Genomic DNA, 21688 nt, shown 5'->3' on the forward strand with positions numbered 1-21688 from the left:
CTGCCACCTCCCCGTACGGGCCACAAAGGTACGGCCCCGTGTGGCCCCTGATTCTTCCTGTCGGAGGCGGCGGTTGCGAACCGGGGGGCGGATCGGGGTGTCTCATCCCGATCCGGACACCCTAGGGCCTTTCGTTCGGATCCGGCCGCGCTCCCGGCGCTCCCTGAGGTCCGACCGGATCCGCCGCCCCTGACAGTACGGCGAAGGACGCGCCCTGGTTGTCGAGAAGCACGGACATGCGCCCGTGCGGGATGTCGAAGGGCGGCGCGGTGACCCGGCCGCCGAGCCGGACCGCCGTCGCCGCCGTCGCGTCGCAGTCCGCGACCGAGAAGTAGCTGAGGAAGTGGCCGGGCATCTCGGCGGGGAAGGCGTCCGTGATCACGCTGCGCCCGCCGATCGCGCTCGCCTCCCCGGGCTCGGCACCGGCCGGGGACCACATGCGGAAGTCGACGGAGGCGCCGGGGAGATCCGTGCCCCGGAAGCCGAGGACCGACTCGTAGAAGGGGTCCACGCGCTCCTTGTCCCTGGTGTACAGCTCCGTCCAGCAGAAGGATCCCGGCAGGCCGGTCCGCTCGAATCCCGGGTCGTCGCCCGGCTGCCGGATCCCGAAGACCGTCCCGGCGGGATCGGCCGCCTGGGCGATCACCCCGGACCGCCCGAGGGCCGCCGGGCCGCGCACCAGAGTGCCGCCGGCCGCCGTGATGCGCCGGCTGAGCCCGACGGCGTCGGCGGTGGCGAAATAGACACCCCACACGGTGGGCATCCTGCCGTCCTTCTTGGCGACGAGCCCCGCGACCCGCTTCCCGTCGCTGAACGCCTCCGCGCCGCGCCCGGCCCCCGAGTCGGCGGTCTCCCCGAAGGTCCACCCGAACAGCTCCCCGTAGAAGCGCTTTCCCGCCTCCAGATCGGGGAGTGACACATCCACCCAGCACGGTGTGCCTTCCGCGAATGCGGCCATAGACCCGGACCTTCCCTGTGGACCTCGCCGGCCTGGTGGACACCTGGCCCGGTGGATACCCGGCCTTTGTGGATACCTGGCCCGGTGGATACCCGGGCTTGTGGATACCTGGCGCCCGTCACAGCCAAGCTAATGCGCCACGGGCGGGCGCGCAGCGGGAGAAATAGAACAATTGATTCATTATCGCAGGGTGAACCGTCCGCCACCCCGGGTTATCCACCGAAGTTGTCCACAGGCTGTTGATAACACTATTCACACCGACTCCGGCCGCCCGGCCCATCGGGATCCCCCTCGGACCCCCTCGCCCGGGGCCTCCGGGCGGCGCCTCGGAGCCCCTGTGCGAGCGGGCCGGTTCCCCATTTGCAGTCGGCCAAATCGCGCGGGGATCACCCCTCGGTAAGCTGACGGCATGACAGGACAAGTGCGCACCGTCGACGGCCGCGTGGCTGGTCGGCGCGGACAGGCGACGCGGCAGAAGCTGCTCGACTGCCTCAGCGAGATGCTCAGCTCCTCGCCGTACCGGGACGTCAAAGTCATCGACGTCGCCCGGAAGGCGGGCACTTCACCCGCGACCTTCTATCAGTATTTCCCGGACGTCGAAGGTGCCGTCCTCGAAATCGCCGAGGAAATGGCCAAGGAAGGTGCCGGGTTGACCGGACTGGTCTCCGGCCGCTCCTGGGTCGGCAAGGCCGGCTGGCAGACGTCGGAGGACCTGGTCGACGGATTCCTCGACTTCTGGCGCAAACACGACGCGATCCTCCGGGTGGTCGATCTGGGCGCCGCCGAGGGTGACAAGCGGTTCAACAAGATCCGGCTCAAGATCCTCAACTCCGTGACGAACTCCCTTACGGACTCGGTCAAGGAGTTGCAGGCCAAGGGCAGGATCGACAAGGACGTGAGTCCCGCCGCGCTGGCCGGCTCGCTCGTCGTGATGCTCTCGGCGGTGGCCTCGCACCAGAAGAATTTCCAGAGCTGGGGCGTGAAGCAGGCCGAACTGAAGCCGAACCTGGCTCTGTTGGTCCATCTCGGCATCACCGGCAAGAAGCCCGCCAAGTAATCCGCGAAGCAGCCAGCGAAGCGACCCCCGCGCAGCGCGCCCGAGCGCACGGCGCACCCCCCGAGCAGCCCCTTCAGCAGCCCCCGGTCCCCCACCCGGTACAGCACGCCGCACCCCCGCGCACCACTCTTCGAGGCGAGCACCCCCGTACGGCCACGGGTTGAATGACCCGTATGACCCGTACGAACGACGACGCACGCGACGCCCCGCCCGGCGACGAACCCAGCGACGAGCAGGAGACCTTCCGCGCGCTCCTGCGCGCCCAGCGCGTCTGGGACACCACACTGCCCGCCTTCGATCCGGCCTCGGCTCCGGCCGATCCGCTCCCGCTGTTCCGCCGCTGGTTCACCGAGGCGGTCGCGGCCGGCCAGCCGGAACCGCACACGATGACGCTCGCGACCGCCGGCGAAGACGGCCGTCCCGACGTACGCACCCTGATGCTGCACGACGCCGACGCGCACGGCTGGCACTTCGCCTCCCACGCGACCAGCCGCAAGGGCCGCCAGCTGGCCGCACGCCCCGAGGCCGCGCTGGGCTTCTACTGGGCGGCGCAGGGCCGCGCCGTACGGGTCAGGGGCCCGGTGCGCACCGCGAGCGCCGAGGCGAGCGGCGCGGATCTGCACGCCCGCTCGACGGGCGCGCTCGCCGCCGCCCTGGTGGGCCGGCAGAGCGAAGTCCTCGACTCGGCGGCGGACTTGGCCCGCGCGAGCGCGGCGGCCCGGGAACGCGCGCGCCGCGAGCCGGACGCGGAGGCGGTTTCGTGGACGGCGTATGTCCTCGTGCCGGACGAGGTGGAGTTCTTCCAGGGGGACGAGCGCAGAGAGCACGTGCGGCTGCGCTACCGGCGCGCGGGGGACGGCTGGGTACGGGAGCTGCTCTGGCCGTGACACCGGCCGCCGGGCGGGCGCCTCAACTCCCGCCCGGCCCAAGCCTTCCGGCCCCCTCCCCTCCCCCAGCCCGCCGGGCGTGACCGATTCGCAACCGATTCCCTTCTTGACCGAGACCCAACAAGTGGGGAGACGATTACGCTCAGACCTCATGTGTGCCGATTTCGACCTCACCCACGACCGCCCCGTGTACGTCATCGGCGGCGGGCCAGGGGGGCTCGCGGTCGCCGCCGTACTGCGCGAACGCGGAGTACGGGCCGTCGTGCTGGAGAAGTCCGACGCCGTCGGCGCCTCCTGGCGCGGCCACTACGACCGGCTGCGGCTGCACACCACCCGCGCCAAGTCGGCGCTGCCGGGGCTCAGGATGCCGCGCTCCTTCGGCCGCTGGGCGGCCCGCGCGAACGTCGTCCGGTACCTGGAGAAGTACGCGGAGCACCACGGGCTGGAGATCGTCACCGGTGTCGAGGTCACCCGGATCGAGCGCTCCCCCGACGGCTCCGGCTGGCTGCTGCGGGCGACGGGCGGCCGGGAGCTGACCGCGCACGCGGTGGTCGTGGCCACCGGCTTCAACCACACCCCGAAGCTGCCGTCCTGGCCGGGGCGCGAGGCGTACGAGTCGTCCGGCGGCGAGCTGCTGCACGCGGGCGGATACCGCAACGCCGAGCCCTACGCGGGCAAGGACGTCCTGGTCGTCGGCGTCGGCAACACCGGCGCCGAGATAGCCGTCGACCTCGCCGAGGGCGGCGCGGCGCGGGTCCGGCTCGCCGTCAGGACCGCTCCGCACATCGTGCGGCGCTCCACGCTGGGGTGGCCGGCCCAGTCGAGCGCGATCCTGATCCGCCGGCTGCCGGCCCGGCTGGTCGACCGCGTGGCCGCGGTACAGGCCCGCGTCGCCGTCCCCGACCTCTCCGCCAAGGGCCTGCCGCGCCCGGACACCGGCCTGTACTCCCGGGCCCGCGAGGGCGCGATCCCGGTGCAGGACGTGGGGCTGATCAAGGCGGTACGCGGGGGCCGCGTCGAGCCGGTCGCAGCGGTCGACTCCTTCGAGGGGAACGAGGTCGTCCTCGCCGACGGCTCCCGGATCACCCCCGAGGTCGTCATCGCGGCCACCGGCTACCACCGCGCCCTGGAGGGCCTGGTGGGCCATCTGGACGTCCTGGACACCCGCGGCCGCCCGACCGTCCACGGCGGCCGCACCCCCGAACAGGCCCCCGGCCTCTACTTCACCGGCTTCACCAACCCGATCAGCGGCATGTTCCGCGAACTGGCGATCGACGCCCGCCGCATAGCCAGGGCGCTGAGCCGCCGGAAGCGCGGCTGACCCGCGGGCGAAGCGCCCGGCAGGGCGTCCTGCGGGCCCCTCGGCGCGCGCCGGTTCAGGCCGCGCCGAGCTGGTGGGAGGCGAGGACCCAGCCGAAGACGATGGCGCTGTCGTCCCCGTAGTGCTCACGGCACAGGGCGATCGTCGGCGGGACCGTGGCCACCCAGTCCAGGCCGTAGAAGACGATGAAAAAGACCATCACCGTGAGCGCCCGGCGCGCGGCACCGGGCACCGGCGCCGGCTTGGGTACGAAGGCGGGCGCGCCGTACGGCGGCAGCCCCACGTCCGCCGGATGTCCCGCAGCAGCAGCCGGACGAGCGGGACGACGGCGAGCGCGGCCGGCGCGACCGTGATCGCGGCCGGGCGCCAGCCGTGCCGCTCCAACAGCCAGGACAGCAGTTCGTTCGTCGTTGTCACGTCAGACAGCATCGGCCGGGCCCGAAGACCGGACGAGTGGCCCGGCGGACAGCATTCAACACGATCGGGCCAACGCCTCATCCGAGGTTCACCCGAGACTTCACCCGAGAGTTCACCCGAGCCGAATAAAGGTGTTAGCTTTTGGGCTATGGACATTAACCGCGACACCGGCGAGACCGAAGTCCTGAAGGTCGACGGCGGGCTGCTGGCGTACGACGTGACCGGCGAGGGCCCCCTGATCGTTCTCGCGCACGGCATGGGCGAGAGCCGGGCGGCCTACCGCGAGGTGGCCGCCCGGCTCTCGGCGGCCGGCTTCCGGGTCGCGAGGATGGACACGCGCGGCCACGGAGAATCCAGCACGGGCTGGGCGTCGTACACCCGTACCGATTCGGCCGGCGACATCCTCGCCCTGATCAGGCACCTCGGCGGCCCCGCCGTCATCGTGGGCCACTCCTTCAGCGGGGGCGCCGCCACCATCGCCGCGGCCCAGGAGCCGGAGCTGGTCAGCGCGATCGTCGAGATCGGCCCGTTCACCCGCGCCCAGCGGATGAGCTTGCGCGCGATGGCCACCCACGCCCGCTACCGCAACGGCACGGCCCTGCTCATGGGCGCCGTCCTGCTGCGCAGCGTCCGGCTCTGGAAGCGCTACGTCGACTACGCCTGCCCGGGTGCCAGGCCCGCCGGTTTCGGCGACTACGTCGCCGCCCTGGACGCGAACCTGCGCCGTCCCGGCCGGATGGCCGTGGTCGGCAAGCTGGCCATGACCGCCCCGACCGACGCCGGTGCCCGGCTCGCCGACGTCCGGTGCCCGGCCCTGATCCTCATGGGCACGCTCGATCCCGACTGGCCCGACCCCGCGGTGGAGGGCGAGGGCATCGTGGCGGGTCTGCCCGCCGGACTCGGCCGGCTCGAAATGATCGAGGGGGCGGGGCACTACGCCCATGTCCAGTTTCCCGCCGAAGTCGCCACGGCCGTCGTGGACTTCGTCAGGAGCGGCGCGCATGGCTAGAGCGGCGCTGTCCACGGACGCGGTGGTCGGGATCGCGCTGCGGGTCCTGGACGAGGACGGCCCCGGCGCGCTGACCCTGTCGGCGGTGTCCGGCCGGGCGGGCGTCAGCACCCCGTCCCTGTACAAGCACGTGCGCAACCTCGCCGAGCTGCGCGCGCTCGTGTCGGCCCGCATCATGAACGACCTCGCGGACCAGGCCGGGCACGCGGTACTCGGGCGCTCCGCCGACGAGGCGATTCGCGCGTTCATGACGGCGTGGCGGAGCTACGCGCGCCACCATCCCCACCGCTACTCGGCGCTGATCCAGAGCCCCGACCCGCAGACGGCCGAGGCCGGGGCGCGGCTGATCGACATCATCACCGCCGCCCTCCGCGCCTACGGAATGGAGGACTCCGCCGCGATCCACGCGGCCCGGTGCCTGCGTGCGGCCGTCCACGGCTTCGCGGTCCTGGAGGCTCAGGGCGGCTTCGGCCTCCCCGAGAACCTGGACGACAGCTACGACCTGTTGATCCATGTGATGATCGCAGGTCTGCGGGCGCCGCGTTGATCAGCGCGTGCGGCGCCGACGCCGTCGACCGGTAGACCGGCAGGCCCCGCCGTAGCCGTCGCACCGGGACGGCGGCCAGGCGCAGTACATCCCACGCCCGCTGCCCGAGACGCGGGTGGCGACCACCGCCGCCGCCAGGGCCTGGGCGCTGGACCGGCTGCATCTGCCGATCCAGCTGCGCGACCTGGCGGAGCGGGAGTCGATGTCCGTACGGACGTTCACGCGCCGCTTCCGCGAGGAGGCCGGGATCAGCCCCGGCCAGTGGCTGGTGCGGCAACGCATCGAACGGGCGCGGCAGTTGCTGGAATTGACGGACAGGTCGGTCGACCAGGTGGCGCGGGACGCGGGGTTCGGTACGGCGCAGTCGATGCGCCAGCACCTCCAGTCGGCGCTGGGCGTGCCGCCGACCGTCTACCGGCGCACGTTCCGCGCCCGGACCCCGGAGAGTGGCCGGTCAGGCGTCTGATGCATACTCCCTCAGTCTTTTCCAAGAGGGGGGAAATTCACTATGGGGGCGTCTCTCCGGGCGCTGCGCGCGCTCGCGCTGCTGGCCGGATTCCATCTGCTGGGCTTCGTCGTGCTGGCCACGCTCGCGGGCGCGGACTACGCGCTCTTCCGCTGGGCACCGGCCTCGCTCGCGGTCAAGCTGACCGTGGTGTCGCTGCTGCTCGCGATACCCGTGGTGCGGGGCATGTTCATGCTGGGCGGACGGGGCCCGGACGACTATCCGTCCGGGCTGCCGGCCGACCCGGACACCGAGCCGGAACTCTGGCGCACCGTAAGGGAGTTGGCCGAGCAGGTCGGCACCAGGGCGCCGGATGCGATCGTGCTCACCGCCGAGGTGAACGCGGCGGTCACCGAGGAGGCCCGGCTGCTGGGCCTGCTCCCGGGCCGCCGGCTGCTGTTCCTGGGCGTACCGCTGCTCCAGGGGCTCGACCAGGCGCAGCTGCGCTCGGTCGTCGCCCATGAGCTGGGCCACTACTCGAACTCCGACACCCGGCTCGGCCCGGCGATCCGGCGCGGGCGCGATCAGATGCTCGGCACCATAAGGGACTTCGAGGCGCGCGCGGACCGTACGCGGGACAAGGAGCGGGCGCGTCAGGAGCGCCGCAACGAGAAGCGGGCCGCCAAGGGCCGCTCGGCCCGCGAGGTCGACCCGGGCGGCGCGGGCTTCACGTACCGCGCGCTGGCCCGGCTCTACACCGGCTACGCGAAGCTCTCCCTGCGCGCCACGCTGGCCGATGCCCGGCGGCAGGAGTACGCGGCCGACGCGACGGCCGCCCGGATCGCCGGCCGGGACGCCACCGCGGCGGCGCTGCGCGAGATTCCGGTGCTGGACTCCGCGCACGGTTTCTACCTCCGGTCGTACGCGCTGATGGGCACGGACTCCGGGCTGCTCCCGCCGCGCGGCGCGGTGTTCGGCGGCTTCGGGGAGCTGCTCAGCGCCCGCGCGCTGCAACTGCTGCCGCTGCGGGACGAGTTGCCGGACGAGCAGGTTTCCCCGTACGACTCGCACCCGCCGGTCGCCGACCGGGTACGGCGGATCGAGGAGCTGCCGCCGTCACCGGTGGAGTCCCCGGCCGCCGGGACGGGCGGGACCGCCGGGGCGGGCGGTGGCAAGGGATCCGCGCTGGATCTCCTGACCGGTCCCGCGCGCACGCTGGCGGAGCTGGAGGAGGCGGTGCTGACGCCGGACGCGCGGGCCATGCGCCGCGCGGCCGACTGGCCGGAGCTGCTGACGGAGTCCTCGCGTGCCCGGCTCGGCGCCCTGGACTCGCCGTTGCACCGGGCGCTGGCCGACTACACCGGGGACCTGCCGACCATGGCGGTGCTGCTCAGGGTGATCGACGACGGCCAGCTGTGGCAGCTCGCCAGAAGGCTGCCGCTCTCCGACCGGACGGCCGAGGTCACCGGCCGGGCCTTCCAGGAGCTGGTCCGCCCGGCCCTGGCGAACGGCGTCACGGGGATGGTCCTGGCCGAACTGGCCGGACGGTCCCGGCTGAGCTGGACGTTCTCCTGGTCCGAGGCGGCGGAGGTACGGCTGGCGCCCGAGGGTGCCGAGCACGATCCGGAGGCCGCGGTCGCCGCGGCGCTGGCCGACCGGCCGGACACCGAACCGCTCAAGCGGCTCCTGCTGGACCCGGCGCGGTGAGCCGGGCGCGACGGGGGCGGCGGCTGCTCGCCGTCCCCCGCTCCGTACGCCTGCGTCCCCCGCCACCCGCCTCACCGGCCCCACCGGCCCCACCGGCAGCCGTGTCCCCGGTGGCCCCAGTATCCCCCGAACCCGTATCGACGAAGGAACCCGCGTCATGCTCGTCGCCCTGATCATCCTGCTGTCCCTCGGCTGCCTCTTCCTGCTCGTGAAGCTGCTGGCCTGGGACGTGTACGTGGTGACGTTCGTCCAGGAGTTCCGCAAGGAGATGCGGGGCGAGTCCGACGGCTCCGCGTCCGGGCTGTCCCCGGAGAGCGCGGAGCTGGGATTCCTGCCGCCCGAGCGGCAGAACACCGACCGCGTCGCGCCCCCTTCGGCCGGACTGACCGCCGCCCAGCGCGCCGTGGAGGCCGGCGACTGGCGCCCGTTGGCCGAACTGCTGGCCGCCACCCGGAGCAGCACGGCCACCGGCACCGGCCCCGACTGGGAGCACCGCAGCATGTACGTCGGCATCTTCGGCGGCCTCGCCGCCAAGGACGACGGCTGGCTGGCGGAGTGGGAGGCGGAGCGCCCCGACGACCCGGACGCCGCCGTGCTGCGCGCCCGGTCCACGGTCACCCTCGCCTGGGACATCCGGGGGGCGAAACGCGCCCAGTACACCAGCGGTGAGCAGTTCGCCGGGTTCCACCGGGTGCTGAAGCGTTCCGTCGAGGAGTGCGCCAGGGCCGCCGAGCTGGCGCCGGACGACCCGACCCCGTACATCGTCGAGACGTGGACCGCGCTCGGCCTCGGCTATCCGCACGCCCGGATGGACCGGCTCTGGAAGGAGATCGTCCAGCGGGCGCCGCACCACTACGAGGCGCACTTCTCGGCGCTCCAGTACTGGTGCGAGAAGTGGCGCGGCTCGCAGGAGCTGGCCCGCGACTTCGCGGCGCGGGCGGCGGCCGACGCGCCGCTGGGCAGTCTGCTGCGGATCCTCCCGCTGATCGCCCACTACGAGCACCGCCTGGACACCGAGGACTACGGGCCGGAGCGCGGCGAGGAGGCGCGCGCCCTGGTGAACGCCGCGCTGCCCGACGCGGCGGCGGCCGATCCGGCCCATCCGCGGCTGCCGGAGGTACGGCACCTGCTGGCGTACTACCTGTGCGTACAGGACCGGGACGAGGCGGCCGTGGAGATGTTCCGGCAGGTGGACGGGTATATCGACGCCCTGCCGTGGCGCTACCGCACGGACAAGGCGGAGGAGTTCTGCCGCCTGCGGGACCTGAGCGTGGCGGCGGTGGCCGGCTGAGCGCACCGCTCAGGGCGCAGGGCCCGGGGGAAAGGGCCCGAGGACAGGCCCCGCGGACAGGGCCCGATCCGTGTTCACCAGGTCGGTGGCGTGTTCACCAGCGCGGTGGCGTGTTCACCACGGCGGTACGGCCCACGACGGCTCGCGCACCACCGGGGCGAACGCGCCCGCGGGCACCTCGTCCTCGGCCGCGTCGGCGCCGTCGCACTTGCCGCCCCGGTCCACCTCGCACCAGATGCGCTTGCCCGCGCCCTCCGGCTGCCAGCCCCACCGGTCGGCGAGCCCCTCGACCAGCTCCAGCCCCCGGCCGTTGGTGTCGTCGCCCTCGGCGTGGCGCGGACGCGGCGGGGCGGCGCTGGCGTCGGCGACCTCGACCCGTACGGTGCCCGCCTCGGCCCGGCCCGCGCCGAAGAGCATCCGCAGCACGGCCGGGCAGCCGGTGTGCACCACGGCGTTGGTGACCAGCTCGGAGATGAGCAGGATGAGCGCCTCGGCAACCGGCTCGTCGTCCTCCATCCCGGAACCGACGAGCCGCGAACGGGCCCATCTACGGGCTCGCCCCACCTCCGCGGGGTCGGGCCCGACCTCCAACTGCACCTGAAGCACCTGCACCGCTCACACCATCCGAACCGGCGGACACATCGCCTCGCGCCTCGACAAGGTCTGCAAAAGGATCACGGAACGTGATTTCCCTGCGAGACAGCATGGTTGACGTACAGTCACCGCAACAAGCGCTTCGGGCATATTCCAGCGCGAAGGAGTACGCGTAGTGCATACTGTGCGACGCACATTGCGGCGAGTCGAACGCGGGCGCGCACGGCGCCCTTCCGGCGCGCGAGCGGCGCACATTCGCGCCCCCGGCGCCGCCGTACCGGCAACACCGCGACCGCCGCGCCCCACTAGCTCTCGCACCCCACGGAGCGTACCGGAGCGCGGACGCGACTCCGGCCTGTGACGGACCCCCGTAAGGACACAACCCGGTATCGACCTCGGCCGCCGCGCTCCGCCACGCACAGTGACGTACGGCAGTGCCATGGCCAAGGCTTCACGACCTCCGTACGTATGTACGTGGCGTACAGGGGTGTGCGTGACGCACGGAGACGAAAGGGGCGCGAGGGAAGAAGGGAAGACGCGAGGGAGGGGCGGGGCCGTACCCGGCCCGGTCCCGTCAGGGCTCCGGCGTCACGTAGTACCCGGCGAGGCCCGTGAGGATCTCCGCCTCCTGGATCCTGCCGTCACCGTCCACGTCCAGGTCCAGCGCCACCCGCCGCGCCGCCTCCTCCTCGACGCCCAGCACCCGCAGCGCGCGCCGGGCCGCCGCCGGGGTCACCCCGCCGCCGTCCTCGTCGGCCACGGCGATCGCGGCGTGCAGGAACGGGCGGGCGATCTCGGCGAAGCGCTCGGGGTTGTCGCGCAGCCGCTTGACCGCGCCCGTCACGAACTCCTGGCGGCTGACCCGCTGGTCGCCGTCCACGTCCGCGATCCCGGCCATGCCCTGCCAGAACGCCTCCGCACCGCTGTACAGCGCCTGCCCCTTGTCGGAGCGGGCGGTCGTACCGAACTCGGCGAGGAGTGCCGCCGCGGCGCCGCTGAAGTCCTCGCGGTCGATGTAGCCGCTGCCGTCCTGGTCGAATGCCGCGAACCGGGAGGCGATCTTGGCCTCGTACTCTGCGCTGTCCATGCCCGGAGCGTACGACGGCGGTGGGGCCGCGTGTGCCCGGTTCCCCCCGACGGGGGGGCTACGCGGAGAGCGGCTGGGTGGATTCGTCCACGGCGGAGGGCACATCCGGGTACACCTCGAAGAGACGACGTACCCCGAGCGCCGCGAGCACCCGGTTGACGTGCGACCCCGCCTCCATGCCCAGGGCGGGCAGGATGAGATGGAGCCGCCCCCGGCAGGAGTGGAGCAGTCTGCGGGAGGCGATCAGCACACCGACCCCGCTGGAGTCGCAGAAGAACACCTGCGAGAGGTCGAGCACCAGTTCGTGCCGGCCCGCCGCGACCGCGTCGTGGACGCGCTGGCGCACTTCCGGCGAGGTCATGAGATCCAGTTCCCCGGTGATGTGCAGCACGGTCCACTCACCCTGCCGGGACTCGTCCACCTTGAGCGTCACGCGCCTGGACCTTTCCTCTGGCCGATCCGGGAGAGATGCTCCGGATACCGCGTCGGGATACGGGTGCCCCGCCCGGCAGGCACTGCCGGTCGCGGCGCTGGCTCCGGACCGCGTAGGAGTGATCCGGAAGATGTCCTTCCTCATGCGGCGACTGCCCCGCCCCGCTCCCTCGAAACGTCGCGATCGCGGCCTCCCCGGGCCGGCGCCTCACCCGGGCAGCACCTCGGTCATGAGTACCCACCTCAATACCCATCCGCGCCGCCGCCTACCCTGCCTGACGCCCCTGGGGGCGCACTTGCCTGAAAGGGGCGTGCGTTTTCGGCACGGCCCACTACATTCGGGGGAACGGTGGACTTCGACATCATGGTGGGCGGGCGGGTCGCGCAGAGGAACAGAGCAGGGGGTCGTATGGCGAAGGACTGTCCACCCCGCTGGGACCGCAGGATGCAGCAGCGGATGGCCCGGGGCGAGGCGGCGGCGCTCGGTGAGCTGTACGACCGGTACGCGCCGCTGGTGCACAACCTCGCCCACCGCGTGCTCGACGACGACGCGGCGGCCGACCGCGTCACACGCGAGGTTTTCGGACATCTCTGGGAGAACCCGGATACGTACGACCCCCGGCAGGGCTCGATCAGGTCCTGGGTGGCGAATGTCACACAGGAGTTGGCCATACAGCGGCTGAGGCAGACGGAGGCCGCGGCGTACGAGGCGAGCGGCGCGGCCTCGGAGGAGCAGCTCGCGGAGCTGGAGGAGAAGATACGCAGGGTCTCGGCCGCGGCCCGCGCGGACTACATCGTCAGCTCGATGCCCGCGCCGCTGTGGGACGCGCTGAAGCTGGCGTACTTCCAGCGCCGGGACTACCACCAGGCCGCGGCCGACCTCGGGGTCACGGAGGAGGAGGCGCGGCGCAGGCTGCGGCTCGGTCTCCAGCTGCTCTCGACGGCCAACACCCGGGCCGGCGAGGGCTTCTCACCGCCCGGCACTCCCGGAACCGGGCGCGCCCGGTGACCGGCCCGCTGGACGGCGGCTACCGGGGCGGCGGTGAGCCGGAGGAGCCCGCGGCCGTGCCGCGCATACCGGGCCCGCGGCCCGCCGCCGACGATCTGCCGCTCGGCCGGACACCCCCGCCGTCACCGCCGTCACCGCCGTCGCCACCGACTCCGAAGACACCGCCGAGTCCGGCCCGGAAAACGGAACCGGAGCCGCCGGACCCGGATCTCACCATGCCCGATCCCGAGCCGGCGCCCGATCCCGAGCCGGCGCCCGATCCCGATCCCGAGCCGGCGCCCGATCCCGATCCTGAGCCGACGCGCGAGGCGGCACCCGACGTGACGACCGAGCCGAAGCCCGAGGTGGCGCACCACGTGCTCACGTCGCTGCTCGGCGCCTGGGCGCTCTCCGTCTGCTCGGCCGAGGAGACCACCCTCGTCGAGGAGCACCTCACCGAGTGCGCGTCCTGCGCCGACGAGGCGCTCCGGCTGCGCGACGCGGTGGGGCTGCTGCACCCGGAGAGCAATCTGGACCTCGACCCGCTGCTGCGCTCGCGCGTCCTGGAGAACTGCCTCGGCCTGCGTCCCGCCCGGATACCCGTGCCGGACTGGGCCGCCCCGTACGACGCCGAGACCGCCCGGCTCGACGCGCTGCTCCGGGACATACCCGACGCGGAGTGGCACGCGCCCGTCCGGCTCAAGTGGTTCGAGGGCGAGCGCAGCGCCGTCCGGCGGACCACCGTCGCCGGGGTTCTCGGCCATCTCCTGTCCGTGGACGGCCTGGTCGCCGGCGCGCTCGGGCTGGAGGACCCGCTCGGCCCGGACGCCCCGGTGGCGCCCGCCGCCCGTACCGAGCTGTTCTGGCGCGGCCGCACCCGGCCGCCCACCCGCTCGCTCCACGAACCGTGGCGCGAGCAGAGCCACACGCTCATCCGCACGGTGTCCTTCGCCGGCCGCGGCGTGGCCGACCTGTCCGTCTCGTACGGCGACTTCGCGCTCCCGCTGCGGGACGCGCTGCTCGACCGGGCCTTCGAGTGCTGGGTGCACGGCGCTGACATCGCGGAGGCGGTGGACTATCCGTACGAGCCGCCCAGCGGCGCCCACCTGTTCGAGATGGTCGATCTGGCGGCCCGGCTGCTGCCCGCCGCCCTCGCCCTGCGCCGCCGCAGCGGGCTCGCGGGTCCGGCGAAGGATCTGGTGGCGGCGGGCGCCCCCGGCAGATCGCTGCGGCTGGTGGTGGAGGGGCCGGGCGGCGGTGACTGGCACATCGCGCTGGACTCGCCGGCGGCGATCGGCTCGCCCGAGCGCTCGGTGGGCTCGGTGGCGCTGGACGCCGTCGAGTTCTGCCAGTTGGTGGCGGGCCGGGTGCCGCCGGAGGACGCGGCGGCGGGCCAGGAGGGCGACCGGGAGGCGATCAGGGACGTGCTGTTCGCGGCGGCGGCGATGAGCCGCCTCTGAGGCGCGGCGGCGGGGGAACCTCCGGAGGTTCCCCGGCCGCACAACCCCGCTTCCCCTGTTCTCCGCGCGTCCCCCGCCCGCCGCTCCGGGCGGTCGGGCTCTCAGCCGAAGATGACCGTACGGTGCCCGTTGAGCAGGATCCGGTGCTCCGCGTGCCACTTCACCGCGCGCGCCAGCGCCCGGCACTCCACGTCCCGGCCGATCGCCACGAGCTGCTCGGGCGTCACCTGGTGACCGACGCGCTCGACCTCCTGCTCGATGATCGGGCCCTCGTCGAGGTCGGCCGTCACATAGTGCGCCGTCGCGCCGATCAGCTTCACCCCGCGCGCGTGCGCCTGGTGGTAGGGCCGCGCGCCCTTGAAGCTCGGCAGGAAGGAGTGGTGGATGTTGATGATCCGGCCGTTGAGCTGCTTGCACAGATCGTCCGAGATGACCTGCATGTAGCGCGCCAGCACCACCAGCTCCACCCGCTCCTCCCGCACCAGCGCCAACAGCTCGGCCTCGGCGGCGGCCTTGTTGTCCCTGGTCACCGGGATGTGGCGGAACGGGATGTCGTACGAGGCGGCCAGTTCGGCGAAGTCGGGGTGGTTCGAGACGACCGCGACGATGTCCACCGGCAGCGCGCCGATGCCGGCGCGGAAGAGCAGATCGTTCAGGCAGTGGCCGAACTTGCTGACCATGAGCACGACCCGCATGCGCTCCTCGGCGCGGTGGATCTGCCACTCCATCCGGAACGAGTCGCCGATGGCGGCGAAGCTCGCCCGCAGCTTCTCCACGGTCACCGGGGCGTCCGCCGAGAAGTGCACCCGCATGAAGAAGAGACCCGTGTCGTGGTCCCCGAACTGCTGGCTGTCCTCGATATTGCAGCCGGTCATGAAGAGATAGCTCGACACGGCGTGCACGATGCCCTGCTTGTCCGGGCAGGACAGCGTCAGGACGTACTGGTCGGACAGATCCGCGGGGGCCGCGGCCGGTGACTGCGAGGCGGTACTCATGACCTCAGAGGATCCCATATCTCTCCCCCGGGTCCCGCACGCCGGTCGCGCCGGTCACGCGCGCCGGTCGCGCGACACCGGTCCCTCGGGCCGGTCCCTCGGGCCGGCCCCTCAGGCCGACCGCGTGACGAGCCGCAGCACGTCCAGCGACTGCGGCACCGTGTCCGGGTCGTCGCCGTCGCTCACCGCCAGCCGTACATGCGCCTCGCGGGCCGCGCGTACCGCCTCCGGCCAGCCGTGGTGCTCCAGATACGCGGAGACCGGCGCGTCAGCGCCGACCTGGTGCATGATGCGCAGCACCCGCAGCACGGCGACGTCGACGAGGGCGGCCTCGCCGGAGTCGCGGAAGATCGTGCCGACGTACTTCTCGGCGGACCAGTTGTCCAGCCAGGTGTCCTCGACCAGCCGGTACACGGCGTCGGTGACGTCGCCGTACCCTTCCAGGCCGGCCAGCCAGCACTCCTGGTGGAAGACGGGATCGGAAAGCATGTGCAGCGCCGAGCGCACGTTGCTGCGCCAGCGCCACCACGGCATGTCGTTGAGCGGCATGCCGCCCATGGTGGGGGAGCGACGGGCCGGACGGGAAGAGTTCTCGGAACCTTGCTGCACAGTCCACGACTCTACGGTCCGCTCCGGGGCGCACCGGCACGCCCCCGCAATTCACCTCTCCGTCACCGGGCGTTGAACACCGCCCACCTCCGCGTTACCCGGGGGGCGGGAGGGTGCGGTGCTATGACCGGTTGGCGACGCTCCTCCTCCCCCAGCCCCTTTCGACCCGGTGCGGCGCGCGTCCTGTGCACGGCCGTCGCGGGCGCGTCGCTGCTGCTGCCCGCCCTCACCGGCTGCGGCGTCGGGCCCCTCGGCGGTTCCGGTGGCGCCAGGGAGCCGGTGACGGTCATGACCTGGGCGCCGATCGGCACCGACGCCACCAACCGGCCCGGCATGCCGGCCCTGGCGAAGGCGTACGCGCGCTGGGTCAACGCGTCCGGCGGGATCGACGGCCACGAGCTGCGCGTCCTGACCTGCAACGAGCGCAACGACGCGGCGAGCGCCGCCCGGTGCGCGCGGCGCGCGGTGACGGCGAAGGCCGTCGCGGTCGTCGGCTCGTACAGCCAGCACGGCCGGGAGTTCATGGCGCCCCTGGAGGCCGCGTCCATCCCGTACCTCGGCGGATACGGCATCACCGAGGAGGAGTTCAGCAGCTACGTGTCCTACCCGGTCAACGGCGGCCAGGCCACGCTGCTCGCGGGCAACGGCCGCCAGCTGGCCCGCGACTGCCCGCGGACCGCGCTCGTCCGGCCGGACACCACCGCCGGGGACGACCTCCCCGACCTGATCGGCTCCGGCCTGGCGGCGGGGCGCAGGGGCCCGGCCGCCGACATCCGCGCGGCGGAGAACGCCACCGACTACACGGAGCGGGCCCGGCAGGCCCGCGAGCGGGCGGGGGACGGCGGCTGCGTCACGGCCGTGCTGGGCGACCGTACGGAGACCTTCTTCGACTCGTACCGCAGGCTCCCCGAGGACGGCAGGACCGTCCGGGTCTCCTCGGTGCTCGGCAGCGTCGGCCAGTCCCTCGTCGACCGCACGGGCGGCAGGAACGGCCCGTTCGAGGGGGCCTACCTCACCGGCTGGTACCCGGTCGCGAGCGATCCGGCCTGGCAGCCGATGCGGGACGTGATCAGCGAGTACGCCTTCGGGGACGACGACATCGACCCGGCGGACCCGGGCGCGCAGACGACGTGGATCGCCTACACCGCGCTCAGGTCCGTCATCGGGTCCATGGACGCCGACCGGATCACGGCGGGCGGCCTGGCGGACGCCCTGGACCGGGGCGCGCAGGTCGACACCGGCGGCCTCACGCCACCGCTGCGCTGGCGCTACGAGGACATGCTCGGCACCCCGGGCTTCCCCCGGATCGTCAACGGGGACGTGACGTTCCAGGTGGTGCGGCGGGGTCGGCTGGTCGCGCAGCGCGAGGGGTTCGTGGACGTGGGCGGAACGCTGGGCGGGGCGCTGGGCGGGACGTCGCGGTAGACGGGCCCCGCCCGGCGAGAACACCGGCACCGGCTACAGCTGCGTGGGCGCCCGCTCCGTCAGCTCGTACTCCTTGGCGATGCCGTTCCACAGGCCGGACGCCTTCTGCTTGGCGACCGTGGCCTCGCCGCTCGCCTTGTTGCCCTTCGCCGCCTGGCCCGTGACCCGCGCGTGGCCGCCCTTGCAGCCCTTCTTGCCGCCCACCTGGTCGGCCCAGGCCGCGTAGTGGTCGTCGGCGGAGGCGGACGCCTGCCACGCGTCGGTGAGCGAGGAGGTCAGCTCGGCGTGGCCGGGCAGCTTGTCGACGGTCAGCGCCTCCAGCCGGGTGACCAGACCGCGCCGCTGCTCGGCGGCGTCGTGCAGATCGGTGGCCGCCTGGTCCAGGTTCTGGCAGGACTTGATGTTGTCGACGGCCTTGATGACGGACTCGCGGCTGCTGCTGCTGTCCGCGAGGAGCTTGTCCAGCTCCACCGCCTGGGTCTTGACCGGGTCCTCGGCGGGCTCGGAGGGGGACGCCTCCGGGGTGGGGGTGGACGCGGAGGCGACGGTCTTGCTGTCGTCCTGCTTCGTGTCGTCGCCGCCGCTCATCAGCGCGCCGGCGCCCAGACCGAGGACGACGATCCCGATGGCGGCGGCCGCGATCACCGGCGCGCGCGAGGACTTGCGGCGCCCGGCGCCGCGCCCCTGCGGCTCGAACCCGCCGTCGTCCCGCCTGGACGTCGGCCGGGCGGACGGGTACGGCTGCGCGCCCGACGGCTGGGCGTACGGCTGGGCCGCGGGGGCCGAGGCGTCGAACTGGGGCATCTGCTGGGTCGACTCCGCGCCCCCGCCGCCCTGGCCCGCGCCGCCGTCCGCGCGGAAGAGGTTGTCGAACTCGGCGGGCGGCGGGCGCTCGCCGGGGGTGCCGGGCCTGATGTCGTACGGGGCGGGGCCCGTCGCGGGGACGGGCGCGATGAACTGCGTCGCGTCCGCGTCGGAGCCGTGCGCGGCGGTGGGCGGCAGGAACTGGGTGGCCTCGGCGGAACTCTCGGGCGGCAGCATGCCGGGACCGGGGCCCGCGAGCGGTCCTGGCCCCGCCGGGACCGGGGCGATGAACTGAGTGGCGTCCGCGTCGCCCATGGCGGGCATCGCCGGCACGGGCGGCAGGAACTGCGTCGCGTCAGCGCCGCCCGGCGCGGGCGCCTCGGGCGGCAGGGACGCGGGCGGGTACGGGGTGCCGTAGCCCGGCTGCTGCATCGGCGGCTGCATCGGCGGCTGTCCGGGCTGCTGGTACGGCTGGGGCTGCTGCCCGGGCAGCTCGTACTGCTGCGGCTCGTACTGCTGCGGCTGGTGCTGCGGCGGCTGCTGCTGGTACGGCTGGGCCTGCGCTCCCGGCTGCTGGTAGGGCTCCGGCAGCCCGCCCTGCTGCTGGTAGGGCTGCTGAGGCGACTGCGGGTGCTGCTGCTGATACGGCGGGTACGGCTGCCCGTACGGATCGGCCTGCTCCGGCTGCTGGTACGGCAGCGGCTGCGCGCCCCCGTACCCGTCCGGCGCCGGGGCACCGTACGGCGCGTTCCGCGGCGGACCGTACGACGGCGCGGCCGCCTGGTTCTGGTCCGCGGCCGAGCCGGGGATCCAGGGCCCGCTGCCGTCGCTGGGCAGCACGACGCCTTCGTGCGCGGGCCGAGCGGCGGGATCGCGCTCATCCCCTTGTCCGCTGTGCGTCACCGGGACTCCTACGTGTGAACGTGTGGGAACGTCTGGACCTACCGAATCACCGGCTCACGCTACCGGGTGAATCGGGGCCTCCGTGACGCACATGTGTTCTGTGCCGACTCTCCCCCGCGAAACACCGTGGTCGGGGACGAATCGCACCGCCGAGCACCGGAGTTGATCTTCGGCACACCGCCGCCACCGCATTTTCGCTGACCCCCCACACCCACCGGCCGCACGCACGGTCCCCGCACACCGCACCCACGACACGGCGGTCGCGGCGCACTCACGCGCGCCGCGCCTCCCCCCTCTTTCTCCCTCTCGCTCACCCCTCGTTCATGACCCGCTCACGCCGCCTGGATCTCCAGCCGCGCGCCGAACTCGCGCACCGCCGACTCCTCCCCGTACGGCTCCAGCCGCTGCTGGAAGTCGTCGAGGTACTCCGCGCCCCGGCTCGAACGCAGCGTCCCCAGCAGCTCCACCGCGCGCGTCCCCGTCCGGCACGCCTCCTCCACCTCGCGCTGCTGGACCTGCGCGGTGGCCAGCAGGACCAGCCCGATCGCACGCCGCCTGGCCCGGGATTCCGGGTGGCCCTCCAGCGCTTCCCCGGCATGGCGGGCCGACTCCTCGGGGCGGCCCAGATCGCGGTAGCAGTGCGCCAGTTCGTCGGCGAGATAGGCGTGGTCGAAGTGGGCGATCCAGTCGGGGTCGTCGCCCGGACCGTCGCCCGCGTGCTCCAGGGCGGTGACCGCCCGGCCCGCCGCCGCCTCGCAGGTGTGCGCGTCCCCCATCAGCGCGTGCCCCCGGGCCTCGGCCGCGTGGAACATGGCCTGCGCGCGCGGCGTGACCTGTCCGCGCGCGCCCTCCTGCGCGGCGCGCGCCAGTTGGGCGATCTCGCGCGGATTGCCGAGCTGGGCCGCGAGATGGCTCATCGACGCGGCCAGCACGTACCCCCCGTACCCCCGGTCGCCCGCGGCCTGGGCCAGCCGCAGCGCCTGGATGTAGTAGCGCTGGGCGAGACCGGGCTGTCCGGTGTCGACCGCCATGTATCCGGCCAGCTCGGTGAGGCGGGAGACGGCGGCGAACAGCCGGCGGCCGACCGGCTCCCGGTACGAGCCGGAGAGCAGCCCCGCCACCACGCTGTTCAGATAGTGCACGACGACGGGCCGGACATGACCGCTGCCGAAGCGGTGGTCCAGCTCGATCAGGGCCCGGGTCATGGCCCGTACCGCCTCGACGTCCGAATCCCCCACCCGTGCGCCGGTGTTGCGCGCGACGGCCGCGTCGGCGCCGGTGATCAGCCAGTCCCGGCTGGGCTCGACGAGCGCCGAGGACGCCACCGCCGAACCGGAGAGGAAGTCACGGCGGCCCACATCGCTGCGCCACAGCTCGCAGACCTGCTCGATGGCGCCCATCACGGTCGGCGAGAACTGGAGACCGACGCCCGAGGCCAGGTTCTTGCCGTTGGCCATCCCGATCTCGTCGATCGTGACCGTACGGCCGAGCTTCCGGCCGAGCGCCTCGGCGATGACGCCGGGGGCGCGGCCCCTGGGCTGCTGCCCGCGTAACCAGCGCGCGACCGAGGTCTTGTCGTAGCGCAGGTCCAGCCCGCGCTCCGCTCCCACCATGTTGACGCGCCGGGCTAGCCCGGCGTTGGAGCACCCGGCTTCCTGGATGAGCGCCTGGAGCCGTTCGTTGGGCTGACGGGCGACGAGTGGCCTGGCTGCCAATTGGATACCCCCTGTGGCCGCAGTGATCGACTCAACGACACTGCCCGGCAAGTACGCGAAGGATGCGCATGTTCGGCAATAACGGAAGAATTCGATGACTTTCCTGAAACTTCACTTAAACACGGCCGGTTGGCCTTGCGCTGCCCTTATGTTGTCGGACCCCCGGGGGTGGTTACCCGCGTACCGCTCCACTCCTTCCCGAGCGCCCCCTTACATGCCTCTATGCGCCCCGTATGCGGGCGCGCGGCGGCGCGGTGCGCCGTTCCGCGCCCGTAACCCGGGGTGACGGCGGGAGTTGTGCTGTGCGTGGAAGAGACCATCGGAGTCATGGACGTCGTGGACGCCGCAGCGATCCCCGGGCAGCGGGGCGCGCTGCTGCTGGACAGCGCGCTGCGGTACGCGCGGGAGCGGCGCTGGGACGTGTTCCCCGGCACCTGGCTGGAGCCGGCGGGGAGCGGCGAGCGGTGCTCGTGCGGCCTGCCGGACTGCGCGGCGCCGGGGGCGCACGCGGCCGGTTCCGACTGGGCGGCGCTGGCGACGGGCAGCGCGGTCTCGGTGCGCGCGATGTGGACGGAGCGGCCGCACGCCTCGGTCCTGCTGCCCACGGGACGCGCCTTCGACGCGCTGGAGGTGCCGGAGACCGCCGGGTTCCTCGCGCTGGCCAGGATGGAGCGGCTGAAGGTGACGCTCGGGCCCGTGATCCGAACCCCCGGCCGGCGGATGCTGTTCTTCGTCCTGCCGGGCGCGGCGTCCGATGTGGACCGGCTGGTGCGGGAGTTGGGCTGGACGCCGTCGGGGATGGACCTCGTGGTGCGCGGTGAGGGGCAGTACGTGGCGGCCCCGCCGACCCGTGTGGGCGGCGCGGCGGTCCAGTGGGCGCGCGAGCCCATGCCCGCCGACCGCTGGCTGCCGGACGTGGCCGAGCTGATCGGTCCGCTGGCCTACGCGTGCGGGCAGGAGGGCTCCTCGGAACGGGCACGTCGTACATAGGGTGGTCCTTCAGTCGTCCCGTAGACAGGCGGGACATCCGTACGGGT

19 protein-coding genes and 2 pseudogenes are annotated in these 21688 nt (G+C 73.1%); 12 read left to right on the top strand and 9 right to left on the bottom strand.

Annotation, left to right across the window (positions count from 1 at the left end; all coding sequences use genetic code 11):
* Positions 1-121: 121 nt before the first annotated feature.
* Positions 122-958 carry a VOC family protein gene (locus OG627_RS13880; protein ID WP_329064919.1) on the bottom strand — a complete coding sequence of 279 codons (837 nt, stop codon included), beginning with the start codon at positions 956-958 and terminating at the stop codon, positions 122-124.
* A gap of 409 nt (positions 959-1367) precedes the next feature.
* On the opposite strand from OG627_RS13880, the gene OG627_RS13885 reads away from it, so the two are divergent.
* The 3 genes from OG627_RS13885 (at position 1368) to OG627_RS13895 (ending at position 4223) form a co-directional block, all read left to right on the top strand.
* The gene (locus OG627_RS13885; protein WP_329064921.1) at positions 1368-2015 is read left to right on the top strand and encodes a TetR family transcriptional regulator; all 648 of its coding nucleotides are present in this window, start codon (positions 1368-1370) and stop codon (positions 2013-2015) included.
* Between the two features lie 173 nt (positions 2016-2188).
* On the top strand, positions 2189-2902 hold the full coding sequence (locus OG627_RS13890; protein ID WP_329064923.1) for a pyridoxine/pyridoxamine 5'-phosphate oxidase: 714 nt from the start codon (positions 2189-2191) through the stop codon (positions 2900-2902).
* Positions 2903-3053: 151 nt separating this feature from the next.
* Positions 3054-4223, top strand: coding sequence for a flavin-containing monooxygenase (locus OG627_RS13895; RefSeq protein ID WP_329064925.1), 1170 nt, complete (start codon positions 3054-3056; stop codon positions 4221-4223).
* 58 nt (positions 4224-4281) lie between these two features.
* Here the strand turns inward: OG627_RS13895 and OG627_RS13900 are convergent.
* Positions 4282-4622, bottom strand: a pseudogene (locus OG627_RS13900) (hypothetical protein); the annotation flags it as partial.
* Positions 4623-4788: 166 nt separating this feature from the next.
* Between OG627_RS13900 and OG627_RS13905 the strand changes: the two are divergent.
* The 5 genes and pseudogenes from OG627_RS13905 (at position 4789) to OG627_RS13925 (ending at position 9639) form a co-directional block, all read left to right on the top strand.
* Complete coding sequence (locus OG627_RS13905; protein ID WP_329064926.1) at positions 4789-5649, top strand: alpha/beta fold hydrolase; 861 nt, start codon at positions 4789-4791, stop codon at positions 5647-5649.
* Positions 5642-6196 carry a TetR/AcrR family transcriptional regulator gene (locus OG627_RS13910; RefSeq protein ID WP_329064929.1) on the top strand — a complete coding sequence of 185 codons (555 nt, stop codon included), beginning with the start codon at positions 5642-5644 and terminating at the stop codon, positions 6194-6196. The genes OG627_RS13905 and OG627_RS13910 overlap by 8 nt, the downstream gene beginning before the upstream one ends.
* Before the next feature lie 55 nt (positions 6197-6251).
* Positions 6252-6662: pseudogene (locus tag OG627_RS13915) on the top strand (helix-turn-helix domain-containing protein); the annotation flags it as partial.
* A 42-nt stretch (positions 6663-6704) separates the two neighbouring features.
* A complete protein-coding gene (locus tag OG627_RS13920) occupies positions 6705-8348 on the top strand; it encodes a M48 family metallopeptidase (protein ID WP_329064931.1) in 1644 nt (547 codons plus the stop codon).
* A gap of 157 nt (positions 8349-8505) precedes the next feature.
* Positions 8506-9639: a hypothetical protein gene (locus OG627_RS13925; protein WP_329064933.1), complete on the top strand. Its 1134-nt coding sequence runs from the start codon at positions 8506-8508 to the stop codon at positions 9637-9639.
* A gap of 114 nt (positions 9640-9753) precedes the next feature.
* Here the strand turns inward: OG627_RS13925 and OG627_RS13930 are convergent, their stop codons facing one another.
* The 3 genes from OG627_RS13930 to OG627_RS13940 all read right to left on the bottom strand — a co-directional run bounded on the left by OG627_RS13930 (position 9754) and on the right by OG627_RS13940 (position 11753).
* Complete coding sequence (locus OG627_RS13930; RefSeq protein ID WP_329064935.1) at positions 9754-10251, bottom strand: ATP-binding protein; 498 nt, start codon at positions 10249-10251, stop codon at positions 9754-9756.
* A gap of 556 nt (positions 10252-10807) precedes the next feature.
* Complete coding sequence (locus OG627_RS13935) at positions 10808-11320, bottom strand: EF-hand domain-containing protein (RefSeq protein WP_329064936.1); 513 nt, start codon at positions 11318-11320, stop codon at positions 10808-10810.
* Between the two features lie 58 nt (positions 11321-11378).
* Positions 11379-11753 (bottom strand): STAS domain-containing protein, encoded by a 375-nt coding sequence (locus OG627_RS13940; protein WP_329064938.1) that lies wholly within the window; start codon positions 11751-11753, stop codon positions 11379-11381.
* Between the two features lie 408 nt (positions 11754-12161).
* Here OG627_RS13940 and OG627_RS13945 point away from each other — a divergent pair, with 408 nt between their 5' ends.
* Together OG627_RS13945 and OG627_RS13950 are read left to right on the top strand one after the other, a co-directional pair.
* Positions 12162-12761 (top strand): RNA polymerase sigma factor, encoded by a 600-nt coding sequence (locus OG627_RS13945; RefSeq protein WP_329064940.1) that lies wholly within the window; start codon positions 12162-12164, stop codon positions 12759-12761.
* Complete coding sequence (locus OG627_RS13950; protein ID WP_443073471.1) at positions 12758-14200, top strand: maleylpyruvate isomerase N-terminal domain-containing protein; 1443 nt, start codon at positions 12758-12760, stop codon at positions 14198-14200. Before OG627_RS13945 ends, OG627_RS13950 begins: the two co-directional genes overlap by 4 nt.
* Positions 14201-14301: 101 nt before the next feature.
* Here OG627_RS13950 and purU read toward each other — a convergent pair whose 3' ends face one another.
* Both purU and OG627_RS13960 read right to left on the bottom strand, forming a co-directional pair.
* Positions 14302-15195, bottom strand: a complete 894-nt coding sequence (gene purU, locus OG627_RS13955) for a formyltetrahydrofolate deformylase (protein WP_329064944.1) — start codon at positions 15193-15195, stop codon at positions 14302-14304.
* A 111-nt stretch (positions 15196-15306) separates the two neighbouring features.
* On the bottom strand, positions 15307-15753 hold the full coding sequence (locus OG627_RS13960) for an SCO4402 family protein (protein ID WP_329072641.1): 447 nt from the start codon (positions 15751-15753) through the stop codon (positions 15307-15309).
* Positions 15754-15927: 174 nt separating this feature from the next.
* On the opposite strand from OG627_RS13960, the gene OG627_RS13965 reads away from it, so the two are divergent.
* Positions 15928-17229, top strand: a complete 1302-nt coding sequence (locus OG627_RS13965; RefSeq protein ID WP_329064946.1) for an ABC transporter substrate-binding protein — start codon at positions 15928-15930, stop codon at positions 17227-17229.
* A gap of 33 nt (positions 17230-17262) precedes the next feature.
* Here OG627_RS13965 and OG627_RS13970 read toward each other — a convergent pair whose 3' ends face one another.
* Both OG627_RS13970 and OG627_RS13975 read right to left on the bottom strand, forming a co-directional pair.
* Positions 17263-18936, bottom strand: a complete 1674-nt coding sequence (locus OG627_RS13970) for a hypothetical protein (protein WP_329064948.1) — start codon at positions 18934-18936, stop codon at positions 17263-17265.
* A 332-nt stretch (positions 18937-19268) separates the two neighbouring features.
* On the bottom strand, positions 19269-20651 hold the full coding sequence (locus tag OG627_RS13975) for a transcriptional regulator (RefSeq protein WP_329064950.1): 1383 nt from the start codon (positions 20649-20651) through the stop codon (positions 19269-19271).
* A gap of 297 nt (positions 20652-20948) precedes the next feature.
* Between OG627_RS13975 and OG627_RS13980 the strand changes: the two genes are divergently transcribed.
* Positions 20949-21641, top strand: a complete 693-nt coding sequence (locus OG627_RS13980; protein ID WP_329072643.1) for a bifunctional DNA primase/polymerase — start codon at positions 20949-20951, stop codon at positions 21639-21641.
* Positions 21642-21688 lie beyond the last annotated feature (47 nt).

It is taken from the genome of Streptomyces sp. NBC_01429, assembly GCF_036231945.1.
In the GTDB taxonomy this organism is placed as follows: domain Bacteria; phylum Actinomycetota; class Actinomycetes; order Streptomycetales; family Streptomycetaceae; genus Streptomyces.

Excerpts from the sequence above, each read along its gene's own strand:
- OG627_RS13905 (WP_329064926.1), top strand. The coding sequence starts at position 4,789 with ATGGACATTAACCGCGACACCGGCGAGACCGAAGTCCTGAAGGTCGAC.
- purU (WP_329064944.1), bottom strand. The coding sequence starts at position 15,195 with ATGAGTACCGCCTCGCAGTCACCGGCCGCGGCCCCCGCGGATCTGTCC.
- OG627_RS13935 (WP_329064936.1), bottom strand. The coding sequence starts at position 11,320 with ATGGACAGCGCAGAGTACGAGGCCAAGATCGCCTCCCGGTTCGCGGCA.
- OG627_RS13910 (WP_329064929.1), top strand. The coding sequence starts at position 5,642 with ATGGCTAGAGCGGCGCTGTCCACGGACGCGGTGGTCGGGATCGCGCTG.
- OG627_RS13885 (WP_329064921.1), top strand. The coding sequence starts at position 1,368 with ATGACAGGACAAGTGCGCACCGTCGACGGCCGCGTGGCTGGTCGGCGC.
- OG627_RS13920 (WP_329064931.1), top strand. The coding sequence starts at position 6,705 with ATGGGGGCGTCTCTCCGGGCGCTGCGCGCGCTCGCGCTGCTGGCCGGA.
- OG627_RS13965 (WP_329064946.1), top strand. The coding sequence starts at position 15,928 with ATGACCGGTTGGCGACGCTCCTCCTCCCCCAGCCCCTTTCGACCCGGT.
- OG627_RS13925 (WP_329064933.1), top strand. The coding sequence starts at position 8,506 with ATGCTCGTCGCCCTGATCATCCTGCTGTCCCTCGGCTGCCTCTTCCTG.
- OG627_RS13960 (WP_329072641.1), bottom strand. The coding sequence starts at position 15,753 with ATGGGCGGCATGCCGCTCAACGACATGCCGTGGTGGCGCTGGCGCAGC.
- OG627_RS13895 (WP_329064925.1), top strand. The coding sequence starts at position 3,054 with ATGTGTGCCGATTTCGACCTCACCCACGACCGCCCCGTGTACGTCATC.
- OG627_RS13890 (WP_329064923.1), top strand. The coding sequence starts at position 2,189 with ATGACCCGTACGAACGACGACGCACGCGACGCCCCGCCCGGCGACGAA.
- OG627_RS13945 (WP_329064940.1), top strand. The coding sequence starts at position 12,162 with ATGGCGAAGGACTGTCCACCCCGCTGGGACCGCAGGATGCAGCAGCGG.
- OG627_RS13880 (WP_329064919.1), bottom strand. The coding sequence starts at position 958 with ATGGCCGCATTCGCGGAAGGCACACCGTGCTGGGTGGATGTGTCACTC.